The sequence below is a fragment of the Micromonospora sp. NPDC005087 genome, assembly GCF_042872965.1.
Taxonomy (GTDB): Bacteria; Actinomycetota; Actinomycetes; order Mycobacteriales; family Micromonosporaceae; genus Micromonospora.
On record NZ_JBIALB010000011.1, the window covers coordinates 201,607 to 221,810 of the forward strand.

Genomic DNA, 20,204 nt, shown 5'->3' on the forward strand with positions numbered 1-20,204 from the left:
TCACCATTGACGACGCGGATGGACGGCCTCGGAACCTCACGTGGCGCCCGAGCGTGGGCCGCCTGAACAGCGGTCCAGCACGGGGTTAACGGTTGAGGATCCGGCGCACCGGCCCGGGCAGGGCCCGCCCGACCCGGGCCCGCAGCCGCTTCTCCCCCAACGTCGCGATCTCGCGCCGCAGCTCACCGTTCTGGTCGTGCAGCCACTGCACCCGGGCCAGCAGCTCCTCCGTCGCCGTGGCGGCGGCCGGGCGTACGGCGGGCGGGAAGGTGGTGGCCCGGACCTGCGCGTCGAAGCGACTGGCGCTGTCGCCGTCGGCGAACGAGTTGCCCAGATCGTGTTTCGCCAGGAACGAGAGCATGGTGGCGTACCGGGCCTTGTGACCGTTGTTCAACGCCGTGTAGTCGGCCTCCTCGTAGAGGTCGGCGGCGTCGACGTCGGCGGGCACGTCCTTCATCACCCGGTGCGGGATGTCGAAGTAGCGGGCCAGTTCCAGGGTGCGCGAGTCGTGCGCGAACAGGTACCCGGGCGTGCCGGCGACCAGCGCGGTGATGGTGCCGTGGATGCGGGTGCCGAAGGCGAAGTCGAAGCCGGCGAGGTAGTCCATCCAGGTCCACGGGTCGAGGAACATCCGCACCTTGTCCTCGGTGAACAGCGGGTGCGAGCTGTGGATCGGGATGGTGCTGGTCTTCCCCCGGTCCTCCGGGGCGTCGCCGTAGAGCAGGGTGCCCAGGGTCTTCAGGTCCTGCGGGAGGTAGCGCAGGTTGGGGTAGCGCTGCTGGTGCGAAGCGATGATCTTCCCCATGGACTTCACGTACGGCGAGACGGTCAGGGCGACCTTGTCGTGCGGCTCCAGCGCCGCCTTGCCCTTCTCCACCCCGAGGGTGTCGCCGTGCAGGAACATCGACGGGCAGCCGATCACGTCGACCGCCGAGAAGCCCAACGTGCGCAGGTAGCCCTCGGTGATCTCGCCGCGTACGCCGATGCTGTGCGAGCGGTCGAGCACCGCGCGGACGAACCGGCTGACCACACCGTCGATCGGGCGCAGGTACTCCCGGTCGCCCGCGACATTCGTCTGTACGCCCACCCCCAGCACCACCACCGGGATCTTCAACCGCTCGACCAGCTTGGTCATCGCCTCGATGCGGTGCGCGTAACTGCGGCGGAACGCGTTGGCCAGCGGGATGACGTAGACGTCGTACTGCTCGTTGATGCGGTCGACGTCGCGTAGGTCGACCTTGAAGCCGGTCGAGGTGATCTCGGCGGTGCTGGTACGCAGGATCTTGTGCGCGGCGTGGCTGAAGACCAGGTTGCCGCTGTTCTCGCCGATCCAGTTGCCCTGAAACGTCTCCTCCGGGGAGTAGACGTCGAAGGGGCCCTTCTTCGCCCGCATCAGAATCCGCTGGTGCATGGGGCTCCACCTCTCGTCTGCTGGCGCCCGGGCACAGCACCGCCCAGGCCTGGACAGGCGGGCGAGCCGTCACCTCCGGTCCCGGAATATTAGGACACGCGTCAGCCGGAACATACGCAGGCGTCACCATCGGCGAGGTGACGGGTGCCGACCGCCGCCGGTACGGTGCCCGGTCGGGCGGCACCGGGACCGCCGGCGCCGGGTCGGCTCCCGTCCTGCCGCGCCAGCGGAGCGGGACAGCCGACACCGAGCGCCGATCGGCGTGCGCCGACCGCTGAGCGGCCCGCCGCTCGACGTCCACGACGAGCGTCCGCGCTGGTCAGATCCGGCGGCGCGGCGGTATCCGACACGCCCGGCGTCGATGCGCCCGGACGGCACCGGCGGTAGCGTGGGGGCGTGCCTCCCGTCGCGCTCACCTGTCCGCTGTGGTGGGTGGCGCGCTGGGCGACGCGGATGCTGACCAGCCTCGCCGTGGTCGCCGCCCTGGCCCTCGGCTCGGGCGCGTCACCCGCGTCGGCCGCCCCGCCCGCCTCGGCCGTCCCGCTGCCCACCTCGGTGGTGTCCTCGGGCTCTCCGTCGTCCGGATGGGTCGCCCCCACGGGCGCCGCCGACCTCGCGGCTCCGGTCGCCGTCGACCACACCGCCCCGCCGATCTCGCCGGACGCGCCCGCCGCGGCACCCGCCGTCGAGGCCGCCGTGCCGGCGGAGGCCGGCGCCTCCGCGATCGGGACCGGTCCGCAGCGATCGCCGCGCACCGCCGATCCGGCCACCCGGGCGTCCCGGGCCCCGCCGAGGCTCTGAGCCACCGGGACGACGTCCCGCCACCGCGCCTGTCGAATCACGTACCTCCGCACACCCCGCCCGTCGGCCCGTGGCCCGCCACGGTGAATCCCGGCCCGGGTCGGCCGTGCGGCTCCCCACCGCAGCGATCTTCCCCCCGAGGTGCCGTTCATGGAGACCGTCCTCTACCGGTTCCTGACCGAGGTTCCGCAGGCCGCCGCCATCTGGTCGGCACTGCTCCTGTTGGCCCTGACCGTGCTCACCGTGCTGATCGCCCGCCCCGAGCGGGACCGGCCGACCGACGAGGAGTCCCCGGCGCCCACGGCCCGGGAACTGGCCGCCGTCGAGGCGGCGGACCTGCGCCGGTACGCCGAGGAGGTGGCCGTCGCCGCCGCCGGCGCGGCGCAGACCGCCCGCCGACGTCGCGCCGACTGGCTGGCCGCGCAGGAGGCGGCCGAGCGGGCCTGGGCCGGGTACGAGGAGGCGGACCGCGCCGCGCGCCGCTTCGCCGGCGCCGGTTCGCTGCCCACCCCCCGCACGCCGCGCTCCCCGACGGAGTACGCCGCCCGGGAGCGCTACCTGCACCGCGCGGCGATGGCGGCGCACTGGCGCGGCGACCTGTCGATGCGTCAGCTCACCGACGTTTTCGCACACCGCAACGGCTGGGATCCCCGGCGACACCCGGTCGAGCAGGAGGTGCTGCTGAGCCGCGCTGTCCGGGACGGCAGGTGGGTCGAGCACCGGGCCGCCGCCGAGCGCGAACGATCCACGTGGCGCGATGCCGAACTGGCCGCCGAGGCGGCCCGCACGCTCGCCGAGGAGGCGTGGGCAGCGGCGGCCCGGTTGCGGCCGGTCCGGATGCCGGTCCGACCGGCGCCGACCGCGGCGGCCCGTGCGGCGACCGCGGCGCGCTGGCGCCCGGCGCGGGTGGGCTGACCGGAAATGTCCCGACCGGAAGCGTGAGCCCGGTCACACCGACGCCGGATCGGGCAGCTGGAACGGTCGGGCGCAATGTTCGCGCAAATGCGGCGGCATTGTCGACGGCCTGTCCGGTTGTCGACCGGAGGCGCCGCCGCAACCGGTTGTCCCATCGAGTCACGTCAGTGGCAATACGCGCAGAAATTGGCGCTCGATTTCAGGTTTACGCAGGTGAACCTGGCTTGGCAGGGCTTGAGCCGGCCAGTAGTGTCGTCCCGTCCGGTGCGGTAACCGATCGCAAGAGGCGACGCCGCGCCGACCCGCTCAATCGTGATCAACGAACCGGGGACCCATCAGTTAGTCCGGGGTGAATCTGCGAGCCACGGCCCGCGGTAGGGCGATCTTCCCGCCCGAATCCGTCAGCTAACCCGGTAGGCGGTGTCGGAAGGAGTTCCATCCTCGTGCAGCACCTCTCCACCCCTCGGTTGTTCCTCCGCCTCCACGGCGCCGCGGTGCCCCCGCTCATCCGTCCGGTGAGCTGACCCTCCGGGTCACCGCCTCTCCCGCCCGGCCACGCCGGGCACAACCCTGAGCGGTTCACCACCCGCGGACCACGGTCCGCGCGCTGGCGCCTGCCCGGATATCGGTCCGGCCCGGTGTGCCGCTCTCCCCCCGATCCGTGGAGGACCCCGTGAAGCACACCCTGAAGCGTCAGCTCCGTCGTCTCGCCACCGAGCGCCCCTACCAGATCGTCGCCGCCTCCGCCGCGGCCCTGGCGCTCGCGACCACCACCGGCGCCCTGATCGCCGGCACCGACGACGCCCCGGCCAGCCAGCACACCGCGACCACGGTCGCCGAGATGCGCAGCGACACCGTCGCCTCCCGCGGCGAGGCTCGCGTAGCGGCCCCCTCGGCCAGCACCTCGCCGAGCACCGCCACCCCGACGGCCAGCGCCGCGTCGCCCGCCGCCAAGGCCACCGGCAACCCGGACCTGACCCGTAAGCCGGCGCCGAAGCCGCCCGCGACCAAGGTGCTCGACTACGACTACCAGGCGCAGAACACGTACTACAACTGTGGCCCGGCGGCCACCCGCAACGCGCTCAGCGCCACCGGGATCGACCGCACCCAGGACAAGCTCGGCGTCGAGCTGGGCACCACCGAGATGGGCACCAACTCGGCCCTGGACACCACCCGGGTGCTCAACGCCGAGGTGAAGGGCTCCCCGTACCGGACCCGGATGTTCGCCGGCGCGCCCAGCCCGGCCCAGATGGACCGACTCCAGGCCGACGTGGTCGCGGCGATCACCGCCGGCCGGGGCGTGGTGGCCAACATCGCCGGCGACGCCACCGACACCGATGGTGGCTGGCACTCCTACGGCGGCGGGCACTACATCGCCGTGGTGGGCTACAAGGACAACGGCCGGACCGTGCGGATCGCCGACTCGGCGAACGCCGCCGATCCGTCGTACTGGATCACAACGATCGACCTGGCGAACTGGATCGCCACTCGGGGTTACTCCGCCTGACCCGGGCGCAGCCGCCGCGGGCGCCGTCCCCCACAAGGGGCCGGCGCCCGCGGCGTCTTTTCATGTGGTCGACAGCCGGTGAAGCCGTACCGCGCGAGGTGGTTCGCCGTCGTGCCGCCGACGAGGACTCTCGTACCCGTCGGCGAACCGTGGGAGACTGCGGCCGTGGTGGATGAATCGCGTGGTCACACCAGCCGCGGGCCGGTCCTGCTGCTGCTGCACGGGATGGGGGCGACCGGCGACGTCTGGCTGCCCTGGGCGCCGCTGCTTGAGCAGCACTGGCCGGGGCGGTGGCTGGCACCGGACCTCGCCGGTCACGGCTGGTCGGCGCCGCTGCCGTCGTACTCCTTCGCCGGGTTCGCCGAGCGGATCGCCCACGGCCTCGCCCCCGACGACCGGATCGTCGTGCTCGGGCACTCGCTGGGCGGGGTGGTCGGCCTGGCGCTGGCCGCCCGCGCCGCCGGATCGCCGGTGGACGCGGTGGTCGGGCTGGGCATCAAGGCCGTCTGGTCACCCGACGAGCTGACCCGCGCCGCCGAACTCGCGACCCGCCCGATCAGCTGGTTCGCCAGCCGCAGCGAGGCGGCCCGTCGCTACCTGCGCGTCTCCGGGCTCGCCGGTCTGCTCCCGCCGGACCACCCGGTGGTGGACGCCGGGCTGCGCCAGGTCGACGGCCGGTGGCGGCTCGCGATGGATCCGGCCGCGTTCGACGTCGGCGATCCCGACCTCGCCGCGCTGGTGGCGGCGACCGACGTGCCGGTGGTGCTGGCCCGCGGCGAGCAGGACCCGATGGTCACCGACGCGCAGCTCAAGGAGTTCGGCGTACCGGTCGTCACCCTGCCCGGGCTCGGGCACAACGCGCACGTGGAGAACCCGGGGGCGGTGCTGGCGCTGCTGGACGCGTACCGCTGAGCCGTCCGGCGGCGGCCCTAGACCGGTGCGGAGGCGGCGAGGGTCTTCGCCGGCGCCAACTCCCGGCGGGCGGCGGTCAGGAACGCCTCGGCGTACGACTCGACGGGGAAGTCACCCAGGTAGCGACGGCGGGTGACCCAGCGCTTCTCGGCCGCCGGATCGGTGTCCAGCAGAGCGGTCAGCACCTCGTCCACATTCGACATGTCCCGGCGCAGCACGTAGCCCGCCCCGGACAGCGGGAAGTTCTCCACGAACCGCTCGCGCTCGTCGCCCATGTCGGTGACGGCGTACGGCTTGCCGGAGTAGAGGTAGTCCGAGATCACCCCGGACACGTCGGAGACCAGCGCGTCGGACCGGTTGACGCATTCGGTCAGGCTCAGCTCCCGGGCCGCCGCGCCGACCACGTGCTGCCGCCCGGTGCGGGCCCGGTCGGCGAGCAGCAGCTCGGTCAACCGGCCGAGCTGCCGGGCCGAGGCCGGGTTCTGCGCGGTGTACGGGTGAGCCCGCAGGATCACCGTCGCGCCGCGCTCGAGCAGCCGGCGCAGCAGTTCCTCGGCGACCGGCAGCGAACAGTAGTCGGCGTCGGCGTGGTGCCCCGTCCAGGTCGGGGTGTAGAGCACGATCGGGTGGGCCAGGCCGCGCACCGGCTCCGGGCGTACCTCGATCGCCTCGACCTGCGGGCGGCCCACCACCACGAACTTCTCCGCCGGGATCTGCACCCCGGCGCGGGCGTACCGGTCGATCGCCGCCGGGCCGGCCACGAAGATCCGGTCGAAGATCCCCGACACCGGGTTGGCGCTCGGCGCCTTGTCGCTGTCGCCGTGGTGCAGCTGCACGTGGGTGAGTTGGGTGAACCGGATGCAGTGGCTGTTCTTCGCCCCGTGGTTGACGTAGAACGCCGCTCGCAGGCTCGGAACCAGCGCCTCGTCCATCGCCCGGAGGGTGGGGCAGTAGACCACCGGTGCGCTGGTGGCGGCGGAGATCGGCCCCAGGAAATCGGGCTCGCGCACCACGACCATGAACGGCCGGCCGATCCGCTCCAGGTACGGCAGCCACATGGTGACCTGGTACTCCGAGCCGGGCGGTGCGGAGAAGTAGAGCAGGAACTCCGGCTGGTGCCGGCGCAGCGCGCGGGCCACCGCCCCACCGCCGGCGGCTGGCCGGAAGCGACGCCGGGCCAGGTCCAGTGCGACCGCTCCGGCGCAGGCGCCCACCAGCAGGCTGGCGACCAGCGCCACGGCGGCGGGCAGTGCCACCGCGGCGGCGAGAGTCACCGCGCCGAGCAGCCCGAGCAGGGCGGTGCCGAGCTGGTCGGCGATCAGCGGCGTCCAGGCCCGCACGGGCAGGTTGGCCACCCGGATCTCCAGGTTGCCGGCGGTCCGCAGCGGCCCCACCAGCAGCACCAGCCCCAGCAGGACCAGCGCGGTGGCGACGAGCGCCGGGTCGAGCCCGTCGTCCAGCCGCCGGGAGTATCCGACCAGGACGGCGGCGCCGATCAGCGCCGTCTCGGCGACGAGGTCAGCGCCGGGTCGGATCCGCTGCTCGGCGGCCGCCGCGACCAGTGCGGCGACGGCCAGCGCCAACCCCCATCCGGTGGCGCCGGTCAGCGCCACCGCGACGAAGGCCAGCACGGCCAGGCCGGTGCTCAGGCACCGGGCGGCCAGCTTTCGGACCAGATCACCACGCATGTCGCTCCGTTCGCTGCCGTCCCGGGTCCGTCGCCGTCAGTCAGCTCACGGAGGCCGCACCGGCCGGCGAACCGACCCGACCCGACCCGGACTGGGCCGGCACGGTCGGGGAGGGACCGTCGCCGGGCGCCCGGCGTACGTCGATCACCTGGCCGGTCAGGTCGGAGATCAGCACGTCGAGCGAGGACTGGGCGACGGCCTCCGCGGCGAGCAGGGTGTGCTCCGGCTCCTCGCCGAAGGCCCGCGTCCGCATCGGGGTGGCGGTCCGCTCGGGGTTGATGCAGTTGACCCGTACGCCGACGTCGGCCCACTCGTCGGCCAGTGCCTGGGTGAGGTTGACCAGGGCGGCCTTGGTGGCGGAGTAGAGCGCGTAGCGGGCCCGCCCCCGGGTGTACGAGCTGGAGGTGTAGAGCAGCAGCTGGCCCTTGGTCTGCTGGAGGTACGGCAGGGACTGCCGGGCGATGGTCACCGGGCCGACGAAGTTGACCTGGAGCAGCCGGTCCATCGTCTCCTCGTCCATCTCGGCGAGGGCGCCCTTCTCCAGGATCCCGGCGGTGACCACCACGTGGTCGATCCGGCCGGTGGCCTCGAACGCGGTCTTCAGCGCGGCCTCGACGTCCTCGGCCCGCTCTACGTGCGTGCCGGTGGTGGAGCGGCTGAACGGGAAGACCTGGGCGCCGAGGCGCCGGGCCAGCTCGGTCAGCTCGTGGCCGATGCCGTAGCTGCCGCCGAACACGACGATGGTGCGGCCGGTCAGCTCCTCGGTGTAGCTGCGGTGGTCGGTCAGCCGGGGCGCCTGCGCGGCGGCGAGCTGGAAGAGCTTGTCCGCCAGGTGCACGTCGACCGGGTGGGTGACCTTGATGTTCTCGTCCGAGCCGTCGATCACCTTGATCGGGGTGCCCGGCAGGTAACGCAGCACCACGCCGCAGTCGTCGGTGGCGGCGAAGTCCGGATCATCCTCGGCGATCCGGTACGCCTCGCGGATGGTGGGGGAGCGGAACGCCTGCGGGGTCTGCCCGCGGCGCAGCCGGGAGCGCACCGGGATGTCGGTGATGCAGTCGTTCTCGTCCACCTGGATGATCGTGTCGGCGGACGGGATGGCCACGTCCACGGCGTCGTAGGTCCAGAGCGCGTTGACGCACTCGCGCACGATCCGGCCGCTGAGCAGCGGGCGCACCGCGTCGTGGAAGAGGATGTTGCAGTCCGCCGGGCCGACCGCGTCCAGCGCGATCCGGGTGGTCGCGTTACGGGTCTCGCCGCCCTCGATCACCTTGGTGACCTTGCGCAGGCCGGCCTTCTCGACGATCTGCCGAGCGTCCTCGACGTGCCCGGTGGCCATCAGCACGATGATCTCGTCGATCTCCGGCGCGGCCTCGAAGACCGCCAGGGTGTGCTCGATGATCGGCTTACCGGCGATCTTCAGGAGCTGCTTCGGGATGCCGAGGCCCAGTCGGGTTCCGGTGCCGCCGGCCAGCACCACGGCCACCGTCCGCGAGGGCCGCCAGGGTGCCGGGCTCTCCGGTGTGGCGTCCGGGCCAGTGGTCTGGTCCTGCGTCATTGCCGGATCCTCACTTTCAGGGATGCGTTTAACGGAAGGTTCCGCCCGGGCGGCGACGGAATGAACCTTAACGCGCGAACCGCGTCGCCCCAACGCGGGCGACGCGGGTACATGGCGCCATGTCGATGCCGGAGGTTCGCCGGCACTCTACTTGCTGTTGGCGTACGCCTCGTATGCCCGGATCACCTCGTTGGTGGGCCCGTCCATCCGCAGGACGCCGGATTCCAGCCAGATGGTCCGTTCGCAGGTGTCCCGTACCGAGGAGAGCTGGTGGCTGACCAGGAACACCGTTCCGGCACCCTCGCGCAGCTCCCGCACCCGCTGCTCGCTGCGCTTGCGGAAGCCTTTGTCGCCGGTGGCGAGCGCCTCGTCGATGAGCAGCACGTCGTGCTTCTTGGCGGCGGCGATGGAGAACCGCAGCCGGGCCGCCATGCCGGACGAGTACGTGCGCATCGGCAGGCTGGCGAAGTCGCCCCGCTCGTTGATCCCGGAGAAGTCGATGATCCCTTCGGCCTGCTGGGCCACCTCGTCGGGGTGCATCCCCATCGCCAGGCAACCGAGGGTGACGTTGCGCTCACCCGAAAGGTCGTTGAGCAGGGCCGCGTTCACGCCCAGCAGCGAGGGCTGCCCCTGGGTGTGGATCGCGCCCCGGTTGACCGGCAGCAGGCCGGCGATGGCCCGCAGCAGGGTGGACTTGCCGGAGCCGTTGCTGCCGATCAGCCCGATCGCCTCGCCCCGGTACGCGGTGAACGAGACCCCTTTCACCGCGTGCACCTCCCGCACGTTCGGCGCGGACGTGCGCTTGACCAGCCGGCGCAGCGCGGCCACCGGCGTGGTGCCGCCGGCGGCACCCTTGTGCACCCGGTAGATGATGTGCGCGTCGTCGACCACCACGGTGGGGATCCGTTCCTGCGCCAGAACGGGCAGGGAGACGGTCGCCTCGTCGGTGGCGTGCATTTGATCAACCACGGCCGTACTCCTGTTCGCCGCGCCAGAAGTAGATGTAGCCGCCGATCCCGCCCACCAGCGCCCAACCCGCCGCGACCAGCCAGAGCTGGGTCAGCGACTCGTTGAGCAGTGGCGGCTGATCGAGCAGCGCGTAGCGGGCCAGCTCGATGTAGACCAGCAGCGGGTTGTACTGGACCAGCGTGGTCGCCCAGCCGGGCAGCCGCTCGAAGAGGCTGACGCTGTAGAGGACGCCGGAGCCGTACATCCAGGTGCGCATGATGAACGGCATGACCTGCTTCAGGTCGCTCGCCTTGGCGCCCATCCGGGCCACGAACAGCACCACGCCGGCGTTGAACACCGCCTGCAGCAGCAGGGCCGGCACCAGCATCAGCCACTTCAGGGTGAGCGGCTCGCCGGTGACCAGCACGATGCCGATCAGGACCAGCATCGAGGCGAGCAGTTGCTGGAACTGGGTCACCGTGGTGGACAGCGGCAGGCTGGCCCGGGGGAAGTGTAGGGCCCGGATCAGCCCCAGGTTGCCGCTGATCGACTGGGTGCCGGCCAGCACCGCGCTCTGGGTGAAGTTGAAGATGAACAGGCCGGTGGTCAGGTAGCCGATGAAGTTCGGGATCTTGTCCTGCTCCAGCACCACCCCGAAGATCAGGTAGTAGACCGCGGCGTTGGTCAGCGGGGTGAGCACCTGCCAGAGCTGGCCCAGCCTGGCGTTGCTGTACGAGGCGACCAGCTTGGCGTTGGCGTACGCGGCGATGAAGTGCCGGTAGGCCCACAGTCGGCGGCTGTACTCGACGAGGGTGGGTCGCTCACCAGCGACCCGGAGCCCGTGCCGAGCGGCCAGCTGCGCCTGGGTCAGGCCCGTGTCAGGGTCGACCAGCGCGGTGGTGGCCATGAAAGGGGCACTCCGATCTTTCGTGCCGACGGGTTGCTCGCGACGATGGAATCCTAGTGGGAGCTGGTGCGCGGAGCGCCGCCTCGTCGCTGCGTGGACAGTAGTCCGAAACACGTCGGGACGCAACCGTACCGTCGTTGCGCTACTCTGGTCGTCGTGAGCTGCGAGAAGAGTCCCTGGTGACGACCGAGAAGAGGCGGGCCCCGGCCGGTGCGGCGGTGCTTCGTGGTGAGATCACCACGGCCATCCGGCGCGCGCTGATGCAGGAGCTCGCCGCGGTCGGCTACGGCCGGCTCTCCATCGAGGCGGTGGCCCGACGGGCCGGCGTCAGCAAGACGGCGATCTACCGGCGGTGGAGCTCCAAGCTCGACCTGGTGCTGGACATCGTGGCCGCGGCCGCGCACGGCAAGCTGCCTGTGTTGGACACCGGCACCCTGCGCGGCGACCTCGCGTTGCTCTTCCAGGCGGTGGCGCACGCGCTGCGGCATCCGCTGGCCTCACAGATCATTCCCGATCTGCTCGCTGAGGCCGCCCGCAACCCGACCATCGACCAGACCCTGCGTCAGGTGCTGCACGCCCGCCAGCAGGAAATCGGCGGCCGTCTGGTCGCCCGCGCCGTGCAGCGCGGCGAGCTGCCTGCCGACACCGACCCGGACGCCGCCGTCGACCTCATCATCGGCCCGCTCTACTGGCGGCTCGCCATCGCCCGCGGTCCGGTCACCGACACCTACCTCGACACCCTGGTCGAGTCGGTGGCCACCGGGCTCGGCGCCGAACCTGCCGTACCCCGGCAGCGGGGCATTGTGGCTCCGTCGACGGGCGCCTGACCGCTCTGCCGTCCGCGACCCGGCGCTCTCAGCGCGGCGCGTCGACCGGAAGTCGGGAGACGATGTGCCGGGCGATCTCCAGCGAGCTGGTCGCGGCCGGGGAGGGTGCGTTGAGCACGTGCACCTGCCGGTCGGCCTCGACGATCAGGAAGTCGTCCACCAGGCCGCCGTCGGGGAGGATCGCCTGCGCCCGCACGCCGGCGCCGGCCCGGACGATGTCAGCCGGGGTCAGCTCCGGCACCAGCCGGGCCAGGCTGTCCGCAAAGCGCTTCTTCGACAGTGACCGGGTCACCTCGGTCAGGCCGTAGCGGTAGTGCCGCCGACCCAGCGCCCAGAGACCGCGGTAGGAGAGCTCGTCCCAGATGTCACGAGGGTTGATCCGGCCCCAGGAGTAACCCTCGCGGGCGGTGGCCAGCACCGCGTTCGGGCCGGCGTGCACGCTGCCGTCGATCATCTTGGTCAGGTGCACCCCGAGGAAGGGGAACTGCGGGTCCGGCACCGGGTAGATCAATCCCCGCACCAACCCCTGCCGCTGCGGGACCAGCTCGTAGTACTCGCCGCGGAACGGCACGATCCGCACCGGCGTCGGCACGCCCGCCAGCCGGGAGATCCGGTCGGCGTGCAAGCCGGCGCAGTTGATCAGGACGTCCGCGGTCACCTCACCGCGGCTGGTGGTGACGACCACGCCCTCCGGACGGGTGGCCGCCCCGGTGACCTCGGTGCCGGTGCGCAGGTCCGCCCCGCCCGCGGCGAGCAGCTCGGCCAGCTTGCGGCAGACCGCGCCGAAGTCGACGATGCCGGTCGAGGCGACGTGCAGGGCACCGACGGCCGCCACGTGCGGCTCGTACTCGGCCGCCTCCGCACCATCGATCACCCGCGCCGGCAGGCCGTTGGCCAGGGCGCGCTGGTGCAGGTCGTGCAACCGGGGCAGCTCCGCGGCGTCGGTGGCGACGATCAGCTTGCCGCAGATGTCGTGCGCCAGCCCGTGCTCGCGGCAGAACTCGACCATCGAGGCGCTGCCGGCCTTGCAGAGGGTCGCCTTCAGGCTGCCGGGCTTGTAGTAGACGCCGGCATGGATGACGCCCGAGTTGTGACCGGTCTGGTGAGCCGCCCAGCCGGCCTCCTTCTCCAGCACGGTGACCGAGTCGCCGGGCCGGTCGATCATCAGCCGGTGTGCCACCGCCAGCCCGACGATGCCGCCACCCACCACCACGAACCTGGTCATGTCATCTCTCCCGCCCGACGCCGGGACCGATGGTAACCAAGCCCACCCGCGCGCCCGACTGGCCCACCCCCCATGGGCTTGGCCTAGACTGCTCCGGGTCCATCCTCTCTGGGAGTCACATGTCTGAGGTCATCGCGCTCGGTCAACCCACGGTCGGCGAAGCCGAACTCGCCGCCATCGCCGAGGTCTTCGCCTCCGGCTGGCTCGCTGGTTCCGGGCCCACCTGCCGTCGTTTCGAGGAGCGCTTCGCCGTCGTCGCCGGCACCCGGCACGCCCTCGCCACCAGCAACTGCGGTTCCGCCCTGCATCTCGCGCTGCTCACCCTCGGGGTCAAGCCCGGCGACGAGGTGATCGTCGGCGACTACACCTTCCCGGCCACCGGCCACTCCGTGATGTGGACCGGCGCCACGCCGGTCTTCGCCGACGTGCGGCCGGACACCTGGACGGTCGACCCGGCCGCCGTCGAGGCCGCGATCACGCCACGCACCGTCGGCATCATCGCCGTCGACGCGTTCGGGCAGCCGGCGGACTACGACGAGCTGCGCGCCATCGCCGACAAGCACGGGCTGTTCCTGGTCGAGGACGCCGCCTGCTCGGCGGGCGCCACCTACAAGGGCCGCCCGGCCGGCAGCCTCGCCGACATCGCCACCTTCAGCTTCCACGGCCGCAAGGGCATCACCGCCGGCGAGGGCGGGGCGTACGTCACCGACCGCGAGGACCTCGCGGCGCACGCCCGCAAGCTGCACACGTACGGCGTGGAGGGGGCGCTCACCCGCGCCGAGCTGTCGCACCTGCCGATCCCGACCTTCACCGAGCTGGGCTACAACTACCGGCTCTCCGACATCTCCGCGGCGATCATGCTCGCCCAGCTCGACCGGCTGCCGGACCTGCTGGCCGCCAAGCGTCGCACCGCCGCCCGCTACGGTGAGCTGCTCAAGGACCACGAGCTGATCACGACGCCCTACGAGGCGCCGGACCGCGAGCACCCCTGGCAGTCGTACGTGGTCACCCTGGCTCCCTCGGTCGACCGGGGCGCGGTCGCGCTGGCACTGCGTCAGCGCGGAGTGCAGTGCACCTTCGGCACGTACGCCTCGCACGCCCAGCCGCTCTACGGCCAGACCACGCCCTGCCCGGTCTCGGCCGACCTGTTCGTCCGGCACCTGGCCATCCCGATGCACGCCAACCTCACCGACGACCAGGTCGAGACCGTCGCGGCCACCCTCATCGACGTCGTCAACTCCGCGGCCACCAGCCGCTGATCCCCCCAGGAAGGACACGCTCCGCCATGTCGAAGCAGACCGTCTTCATCACCGGAGGCGCTGGTTTCATCGGCCTGCACGTGGTACCGATGCTGTTGGAGAAGGGCTACCGGGTCCGCATCTTCGACAACATGACCCGCGGCGACCGGGACCGTATCGCGGAGCTGGTGGCGACCGGCGACGTCGAGCTGATCGAGCAGGACGTCCGCTACGGCGGTGCCGTGCACGCGGCCATGAAGGGCTGCGACTACGCGATCCACCTCGCCGCGGTCTCGATCAACAAGAGCCAGGCCGACCCGCACGAGTCGATCGACATCAACATGGTCGGCAACCACAACGTTTTCGCCGCCGCCGCCGACCACGGCGTCAAGCGGCTGGTCTTCGCGTCGTCGGCCTCGGTCTACGGTGACCCGAAGAAGCTGCCGATGCACGAGGACGACCGGCTCGACCCGCTCACCCCGTACTGCATCTCGAAGCGTGCCGGTGAGGACCTGCTCGGCTTCTACCAGCGCAGCAAGGGCCTGAACTGGGTCGCCCTGCGGTTCTTCAACGTCTACGGCCCGGGCCAGAAGCCGACCGCGTACTACACCTCGGTGATCAACCACTTCGTGAAGCGGTTGAAGACCGGTCAGCCGCCGGTCATCGACGGCAAGGGCGAGCAGTCGATGGACTTCATCCACGTCCACGACATCGCCCGCTCGGTGGTCGCCGCGCTGGAGGCCGAGCAGGGCAACGTGGCGGTCAACATCGGCACCGGCATCGACACCTCGGTGGCCACCCTCGCCGAGATCCTGATCAAGGCGGTCGGTGTCGACGTCGAGCCGCAGTTCAGCCCGCGTGAGGTGCTGGTCAGCCGCCGGGCCGCGGACATCACCCGGGCCCGCGAGGTGCTCGGTTGGGAGCCGACCATCGCCGTCGAGGACGGGATGACCGACCTGATCAAGACCGAGGTGGCGTGACCCAGTCGTCGTCCGCCGGGAGTCCGTCATCGCACGGGCTCCCGGCGAACCCGTATAACCCGCACGCCTGGGTGATCGGCGAGCCGGTGATCGGCGCCGGGACCTGGATCGGTGCCTTCACGGTCATCGACGGTTCCGGCGGGCTGACGATCGGCGCCGGGTGCGACATCAGCAGCGGCGCGCAGATCTACACCCACTCCACCGCCCGACGTTGCGTATCGGGTCGTGCCTATGCTTCGGTGGACCGTGCGCCGGTGATGATCGGCGACCGCGTCTTCATCGGGGCGAACGCGACCGTGATGATGGGCGTCACCATCGGTGACGGTGCGGTCGTCGGCGCGGGCGCCGTGGTCAGCAGAGATGTGCCACCGGGGGCGGTCGTGACGGGGGTCCCGGCTCGGGTGGTCTCCACAGTCGAGTTGGACGGCGGCGATGTCCGGTTCGTCCCCGTAGCGGAAAGCTAGGAGTCCCCCTCCCGTGCGTATCGCAGTCGTCAACAACTTCTTTCCGCCGCGCGCCGGCGGAAGCTCCCATCTGTCCGAGTCGCTCGCCCGTGGCTACGCCGCCGCCGGGCATGAGGTGCTGGTGCTCACCGCCGCCTACCAGGACGCTCCTGCGGTGGAGGAGCGCGACGGGCTGCGGATCGTCCGGCTGCCGGCGTTCATGCTGCCGGAGACCCGGCTGGCCGTCAGCTTCGACATCTCCTTCGCCAGCCGGCCGAGTGTGCTGCGGCGGGTCCGCACACTGCTCGACGACTTCCGGCCGGACGTCATCCACCAGCACGGCCAGTTCTTCGACCTGACCTGGGCGACCGCGCTCTACGCGCGTAAGCGCCGGGTGCCGGCGCTGCTCTCCATCCACACCCGGCTGGAGAACCCGCAGGCCCGGTACGCGAAGGTGTTCCGCGGTCTGGACGCGGCCATGGTCAAGCCGTTCATGCGGCGCGCCAAGCCCCGGCTCGTGGTGATGGACGTGCTCATGCAGGAGTACATCGAGTCGCGCTACCGCGGCGCGCACTCCGGCCTGGTGCCGATCCCGGTCGGGGTGGATCCGGACTGGGTGGTCGGCGGCAACGGTCAGCGGGTCCGCGACCGTCACGAACTGGGCAACGCGCCGGTGATCCTCTCGGTGGGCCACGTCATCCCGCTGCGGGACCGCGTCGCGCTCGTCGAGGCGCTGCCCGAGGTGCTGGCCGCGGTGCCGGACGCGAAGCTGCTCATCTGCGGGCAGGTCTACTACCAACACTTCGCCGAGCGGGCCCGTGCGCTCGGCGTCGAGCACGCCGTCATCGCCGCGGGCAAGGTGCCCAAGAGTGAGATCCCGGACTACCTCGCCGCCGCCACGGTGGAGTCGCACGAGCAGGGGCTGGGTCTCGGCACCGCGACGCTGGAGGCGATGGCCGCCGGGGTCCCGGTGGTGGCGCCGGCGCGGGCCGACAACTTCCCCGGCATCGCCCTCCGCGACGGCGACAACGTCCTGCTCTGCCAGCCGGGTGACGTCCAGGGCCTGGCGCAGCGGCTGACCGCCGCGCTGACCGACCAGGGCCTGGCCAAGCAGATCGGGGTCAACGGTCAGGCTTTGATCCGCGATCGGTTCAGCCTGGACCGGGTGCTGCACCGGCACCTGGAGGTACTGACCGAGATGGCCGCGTCCCAGGGCCGCTGACCTGACGTACGTCGAACCGCCGGTGCCCCCGACCGAAAGGTCGGGGGCACCGGCGGTTCAACGTACGTGTCCAGGGGTTGTCTTACGGCCGGGCGGGAACGTCAGCCGGTGGTGACCGATGCGTCCGCACCCGAGCGGGGCGCTGGCACCTGCTCGGCCCGAACCGCCGCAGCGGCCCCGTCGAGCGCCGGGTCGGCAGTGCTCTCCCCGGTCACCTTCTGCAGCTGCCGCATCCCGGAGAGGGCGGCGATGCCGGCGGCGAGCAGGTCGGCCACGGTGAAGATCAGGCGGGAGGCGAGCGCGATCCCGGTCGCCGCGCCGATGCCGCCGGCGCCAGCGAGGAAGGGCGCCATGGTGGCGACCAGCACGGCCTCCCGGACGCCCAGCCCGGAGGGGGAGAGGAAGGCGAACATCCCGACGGTCATCGCGATGGCGAACGACCCGATGCTGCGCAGCAGGCCACCAACGCCCGGGGCGGCCTGCGCGTTGGCCAGCAGCCACAGGTGCACGCCGAAGAGGGTGTAGCCCAGGGCGCTCCACCCGACCACCCGGAGCACGCCGGGCAGGGTGAGCCGGTGCTGCAGCGGCGGTCGACGCAGCACCTTCAGGACGAGCTGAATGAGCCGGGTCAACACGGCCGGAACGGCGCAGAGCAGCGCGATCGGGAAGAGGACGGCGACGATGTAGAGCGCGACCCGGACCGGCTCGGCGTACTCCGCGCCGGAGTCGGCGGTCGCGTCGAGCAGCGAAGGCAGACTGAGCAGACCAACGCCGAGCGCGGCGACGACGCCGAGACCCAGCGCCATCAGGGTGGCCAGGAAGGCCCGAGCTCGTGGCAGGCCGGCACGCCGGCCCAGCTCCATCTGCAGGACGTAGGCCCAGACGCTGCCCGGGATGTACTTGCCGAGCTGGCCGACCATGCAGATCCGCAGAGCCGCCGACACGGACACCCGGTGCTCCAGGTCCGCCGCGGCGGCCCGCCAGGCCATCGAGTTGGCGAACATGCCGGCCAGCACCGCCAGCACGGCGAGCACCACCGAGGGCCACGCGAGGTCGACCCAGGTCTGCCGCACCTGCGGCCACTGGCTGATGACGCTCCAGGTCATGCCAGCCGCGATCGTCACGATGACCACCACCCGGACGGCCAGTGAGAGCCATCGGGACTTCGCCGCGGCGGCCCCGGTGGCCGGGGTGGGTACCGTTTCGACCTGCGTCGCGGTTTCTGCCACGGCCGTCCTGTCCTTTGGTTGTCCCGACCCATCCGGGTCGCCTGCACAATTCGCCGAGACTAGCGCAGTGTGCCGCGTACCACGAACCGAGGTTGACCGCGAGTCGGGACCGGTCCGGCGCTGGGGGGATTCGCGTCGCGGTGGTCCAGGTGTGCCGGGCATCTCCCGCGCTGCTACGGTCTGCACGCTGCCCCATACCTCAAGGAGAGCTGTTGTGATCCCGATTTCCGTCGTCAAGCTGGACGAGGAAGCCGAACGGTTGGCGGTCGAGGTGATCCGCTCGGGTGTCATCGCGCAGGGGCCCATGGTGGCCCGCCTGGAGCGCGAGTTCGCCGAGCTGGTCGGCGTCGAGCACGCGGTCGCCGTCAACAACGGCACCACTGCCCTCGTGGCCGCGCTTCAGGTGCTCGACCTGCAGCCCGGCGACGAGGTGGTCACCAGCCCCTTCACCTTCGTCGCGACCCTCAACGCCATCCTCGAGGCGGGCGCCACCGCCCGGTTCGCCGACATTCGCGAGGATGACTTCTGCGTCGACCCGGCGGCGCTCGCCGACGCCATCGGCCCGCGCACCCGGGTGCTGATGCCGGTGCACCTGTACGGCCAGCCCGCCGACATGGACACCATCGCCCCGCTGGCCCAGAAGCACGGCCTGGGCCTGGTCGAGGACACCGCGCAGTCCCTGGGCGCGTCCATCTCCGGCCGCGGCGCCGGCAGCTTCGGTCTCGGCACCTTCTCGCTGTACGCCACCAAGAACCTCACCACCGGTGAGGGCGGCATGATCACCACCAACGACGCGGTGCTCGCCGACCGGTTGCGCGTGCTGCGCAACCAGGGCATGCGGCAGCGCTACCAGTACGAGGTGGCCGGGCACAACTACCGCCTCACCGACCTGCAGGCCGCGCTGGGCATCCCGCAGATCGCCGCGTACGGCGGGAACGTCAAGCGCCGCAAGGACAACGCCGGCCGACTCTCCGCCGGTCTGGCCGACGTCCCCGGGCTGCGCCTGCCGACCGAGCTGCCCGGCCGGTCGCACGTCTGGCACCAGTACACGGTGCTGGTCACCGACGAGGCTCCGGTGAGCCGCGACGAGGTGATCGCCCGCCTGACCGAGAGCGGCGTGGGCTGCGGCATCTACTACCCGAAGACGGTCTACGACTACGACTGCTACCGCGACCACCCTCGGGTGATCGCGGACCCGGCGCCGGTGACCGACCGGGTGGTCCGCCAGTGCGTCTCCCTGCCGGTGCACCACCACCTCACCGACAGCGACCTCGACCAGGTCGTCGAGGCCGTCCGGAAGGCGGTCGGCGCGTGACCGCCAAGCTGCGTTTCGCCCTGGTCGGCACCGGGGTCATGGGTTCGCTGCACGCCCGGGTGGTCGCCCAGTCCGACCGGGCCGAGCTGGCCCGGGTCATCGAGCCTCGACGCTCGGTCGGCCAGCAGGCCGCCGAGCGGTACGGGGCCGACTGGTCCCCGGACGCCGACGACCTCTCCGACGTCGACGCGGTGGTGATCGCCGCTCCCACCGAGTTCCACCGCGGCCTCGCCGACCAGGTCCTGGCCGCCGACAAGCCGCTGCTGATCGAAAAGCCGGTCTGCGGCAGCCTCGCGGAGACCGAGGAGATCGTGGCGACCGCCGAGAAGCGCGGGGTGCCGCTGCTGTGCGGGCTGCTGGAGCGGTTCAACCCTGCGGTGCTGACGGCACTTGCCCTGGTCCACCGCCCGCTGCACCTGACCGCCACCCGGCACTCGCCGTACGCGCCGCGGATCCGCACCGGGGTCGCCTGGGACCTGCTCATCCACGACGTCGACCTGGCGATCCAGGCCTTCGGCGGAGAGGAGCCGGCGACGGTACGCGGGACCTTCGGCCACTTCCACCCCGACTCGCTCACCGAGGCGGAGGACGTGGCGGAGACCGTGCTGTCGTTCGGCACCGGCGCCCTGGCCAACGTGTCGGCGAGCCGGATCGGGCAGCGCAAGGTGCGGACCCTGGTGATCAGCGAGGTCGACCGGCTGATTGAGGCCGACCTGATCCGCAAGGACGTGACCATCTACCGGCACGTCTCACTGGACGCCGCCACTCCGGACGGCCGTGGCTACCGGCAGCAGAGCATCATCGAGGTGCCGGAGCTGATCACGAACCGCGAGCCGCTCGCCGCCCAGCTGGACCACTTCCTGGACATCGTCGCTGGCACCGCCGACGCCGACGTCGAGCGGCAGCGGATCCTGCCGGCGCACCGGGTGGTGGGTCGGCTCTTCGCCGACAACGGCCGCTGACGGACGGTAAAGGGCGGGGCGACCACGGTCGCCCCGCCCTTTCGTGTATCCGGTGGGGAGCGTCGCGCGGCGGGCGGGCGGACGCTCCCCCTCGACTACCGCCCGCCGAGCCGGGT

Annotated in this window: 18 protein-coding genes and 1 riboswitch; of the genes, 11 read left to right on the forward strand and 7 right to left on the reverse strand. The window is 71.7% G+C overall.

The features are described from left to right. Positions 1–85: 85 nt before the first annotated feature. Positions 86–1,411: a polysaccharide pyruvyl transferase family protein gene (locus ACFYPS_RS24660; protein WP_354965959.1), complete on the reverse strand. Its 1,326-nt coding sequence runs from the start codon at positions 1,409–1,411 to the stop codon at positions 86–88. Between the two features lie 396 nt (positions 1,412–1,807). On the opposite strand from ACFYPS_RS24660, the gene ACFYPS_RS24665 reads away from it, so the two are divergent. The 4 genes from ACFYPS_RS24665 to ACFYPS_RS24680 all read left to right on the forward strand — a co-directional run bounded on the left by ACFYPS_RS24665 (position 1,808) and on the right by ACFYPS_RS24680 (position 5,546). After that, positions 1,808–2,212 (forward strand): hypothetical protein, encoded by a 405-nt coding sequence (locus ACFYPS_RS24665; RefSeq protein WP_354965958.1) that lies wholly within the window; start codon positions 1,808–1,810, stop codon positions 2,210–2,212. Positions 2,213–2,362: 150 nt separating this feature from the next. Then, complete coding sequence (locus ACFYPS_RS24670) at positions 2,363–3,127, forward strand: hypothetical protein (RefSeq protein WP_354965957.1); 765 nt, start codon at positions 2,363–2,365, stop codon at positions 3,125–3,127. 293 nt (positions 3,128–3,420) lie between these two features. Then, positions 3,421–3,562, forward strand: a riboswitch (cyclic di-AMP (ydaO/yuaA leader). A gap of 226 nt (positions 3,563–3,788) precedes the next feature. Then, on the forward strand, positions 3,789–4,634 hold the full coding sequence (locus ACFYPS_RS24675) for a C39 family peptidase (RefSeq protein ID WP_354965956.1): 846 nt from the start codon (positions 3,789–3,791) through the stop codon (positions 4,632–4,634). Between the two features lie 165 nt (positions 4,635–4,799). Continuing rightward, positions 4,800–5,546: an alpha/beta hydrolase gene (locus ACFYPS_RS24680; protein ID WP_354965955.1), complete on the forward strand. Its 747-nt coding sequence runs from the start codon at positions 4,800–4,802 to the stop codon at positions 5,544–5,546. 17 nt (positions 5,547–5,563) lie between these two features. Here ACFYPS_RS24680 and ACFYPS_RS24685 read toward each other — a convergent pair whose 3' ends face one another. The 4 genes from ACFYPS_RS24685 to ACFYPS_RS24700 all read right to left on the reverse strand — a co-directional run bounded on the left by ACFYPS_RS24685 (position 5,564) and on the right by ACFYPS_RS24700 (position 10,647). Then, on the reverse strand, positions 5,564–7,234 hold the full coding sequence (locus ACFYPS_RS24685; RefSeq protein WP_354965954.1) for a CDP-glycerol glycerophosphotransferase family protein: 1,671 nt from the start codon (positions 7,232–7,234) through the stop codon (positions 5,564–5,566). 40 nt (positions 7,235–7,274) lie between these two features. Further along, complete coding sequence (locus ACFYPS_RS24690; protein ID WP_354965953.1) at positions 7,275–8,792, reverse strand: bifunctional cytidylyltransferase/SDR family oxidoreductase; 1,518 nt, start codon at positions 8,790–8,792, stop codon at positions 7,275–7,277. Between the two features lie 147 nt (positions 8,793–8,939). Beyond that, positions 8,940–9,749 carry an ABC transporter ATP-binding protein gene (locus tag ACFYPS_RS24695; protein ID WP_354966127.1) on the reverse strand — a complete coding sequence of 270 codons (810 nt, stop codon included), beginning with the start codon at positions 9,747–9,749 and terminating at the stop codon, positions 8,940–8,942. A 4-nt stretch (positions 9,750–9,753) separates the two neighbouring features. Further along, a complete protein-coding gene (locus ACFYPS_RS24700) occupies positions 9,754–10,647 on the reverse strand; it encodes an ABC transporter permease (protein ID WP_354965952.1) in 894 nt (297 codons plus the stop codon). Between the two features lie 218 nt (positions 10,648–10,865). Between ACFYPS_RS24700 and ACFYPS_RS24705 the strand changes: the two genes are divergently transcribed. Then, on the forward strand, positions 10,866–11,474 hold the full coding sequence (locus ACFYPS_RS24705) for a TetR/AcrR family transcriptional regulator (protein WP_354966126.1): 609 nt from the start codon (positions 10,866–10,868) through the stop codon (positions 11,472–11,474). 28 nt (positions 11,475–11,502) lie between these two features. On the opposite strand, the gene lhgO is transcribed toward ACFYPS_RS24705, so the two are convergent. Then, positions 11,503–12,699, reverse strand: coding sequence for an L-2-hydroxyglutarate oxidase (gene lhgO, locus ACFYPS_RS24710; protein ID WP_354965951.1), 1,197 nt, complete (start codon positions 12,697–12,699; stop codon positions 11,503–11,505). A gap of 119 nt (positions 12,700–12,818) precedes the next feature. On the opposite strand from lhgO, the gene ACFYPS_RS24715 reads away from it, so the two are divergent. From ACFYPS_RS24715 to ACFYPS_RS24730, 4 genes are all read left to right on the forward strand, one after another. Continuing rightward, positions 12,819–13,958: a DegT/DnrJ/EryC1/StrS family aminotransferase gene (locus ACFYPS_RS24715; RefSeq protein WP_354965950.1), complete on the forward strand. Its 1,140-nt coding sequence runs from the start codon at positions 12,819–12,821 to the stop codon at positions 13,956–13,958. 26 nt (positions 13,959–13,984) lie between these two features. After that, complete coding sequence (locus ACFYPS_RS24720) at positions 13,985–14,917, forward strand: NAD-dependent epimerase/dehydratase family protein (RefSeq protein WP_089016815.1); 933 nt, start codon at positions 13,985–13,987, stop codon at positions 14,915–14,917. Positions 14,918–14,988: 71 nt separating this feature from the next. Beyond that, entirely contained in the window at positions 14,989–15,381 is a 393-nt protein-coding gene (locus ACFYPS_RS24725; RefSeq protein WP_354965949.1) for an acyltransferase, read from the forward strand. Between the two features lie 13 nt (positions 15,382–15,394). Further along, entirely contained in the window at positions 15,395–16,582 is a 1,188-nt protein-coding gene (locus tag ACFYPS_RS24730) for a glycosyltransferase family 4 protein (protein ID WP_354965948.1), read from the forward strand. Between the two features lie 101 nt (positions 16,583–16,683). Here ACFYPS_RS24730 and ACFYPS_RS24735 read toward each other — a convergent pair whose 3' ends face one another. Beyond that, positions 16,684–17,811: a lysylphosphatidylglycerol synthase domain-containing protein gene (locus ACFYPS_RS24735; protein WP_354965947.1), complete on the reverse strand. Its 1,128-nt coding sequence runs from the start codon at positions 17,809–17,811 to the stop codon at positions 16,684–16,686. Positions 17,812–18,025: 214 nt separating this feature from the next. Between ACFYPS_RS24735 and ACFYPS_RS24740 the strand changes: the two genes are divergently transcribed. Together ACFYPS_RS24740 and ACFYPS_RS24745 are read left to right on the forward strand one after the other, a co-directional pair. Further along, positions 18,026–19,126, forward strand: a complete 1,101-nt coding sequence (locus tag ACFYPS_RS24740; RefSeq protein ID WP_354965946.1) for a DegT/DnrJ/EryC1/StrS family aminotransferase — start codon at positions 18,026–18,028, stop codon at positions 19,124–19,126. Then, positions 19,123–20,088, forward strand: coding sequence for a Gfo/Idh/MocA family oxidoreductase (locus ACFYPS_RS24745; protein WP_354965945.1), 966 nt, complete (start codon positions 19,123–19,125; stop codon positions 20,086–20,088). Before ACFYPS_RS24740 ends, ACFYPS_RS24745 begins: the two co-directional genes overlap by 4 nt. Positions 20,089–20,204: the final 116 nt, after the last annotated feature.

What these genes read in the sequence shown, in the direction of transcription:
- ACFYPS_RS24660 (WP_354965959.1), bottom strand. Translation starts at nt 1,411, where the DNA reads ATGCACCAGCGGATTCTGATGCGGGCGAAGAAGGGCCCCTTCGACGTC.
- ACFYPS_RS24670 (WP_354965957.1), top strand. Translation starts at nt 2,363, where the DNA reads ATGGAGACCGTCCTCTACCGGTTCCTGACCGAGGTTCCGCAGGCCGCC.
- ACFYPS_RS24685 (WP_354965954.1), bottom strand. Translation starts at nt 7,234, where the DNA reads ATGCGTGGTGATCTGGTCCGAAAGCTGGCCGCCCGGTGCCTGAGCACC.
- ACFYPS_RS24690 (WP_354965953.1), bottom strand. Translation starts at nt 8,792, where the DNA reads ATGACGCAGGACCAGACCACTGGCCCGGACGCCACACCGGAGAGCCCG.
- ACFYPS_RS24695 (WP_354966127.1), bottom strand. Translation starts at nt 9,749, where the DNA reads ATGCACGCCACCGACGAGGCGACCGTCTCCCTGCCCGTTCTGGCGCAG.
- ACFYPS_RS24700 (WP_354965952.1), bottom strand. Translation starts at nt 10,647, where the DNA reads ATGGCCACCACCGCGCTGGTCGACCCTGACACGGGCCTGACCCAGGCG.
- lhgO (WP_354965951.1), bottom strand. Translation starts at nt 12,699, where the DNA reads ATGACCAGGTTCGTGGTGGTGGGTGGCGGCATCGTCGGGCTGGCGGTG.
- ACFYPS_RS24715 (WP_354965950.1), top strand. Translation starts at nt 12,819, where the DNA reads ATGTCTGAGGTCATCGCGCTCGGTCAACCCACGGTCGGCGAAGCCGAA.
- ACFYPS_RS24720 (WP_089016815.1), top strand. Translation starts at nt 13,985, where the DNA reads ATGTCGAAGCAGACCGTCTTCATCACCGGAGGCGCTGGTTTCATCGGC.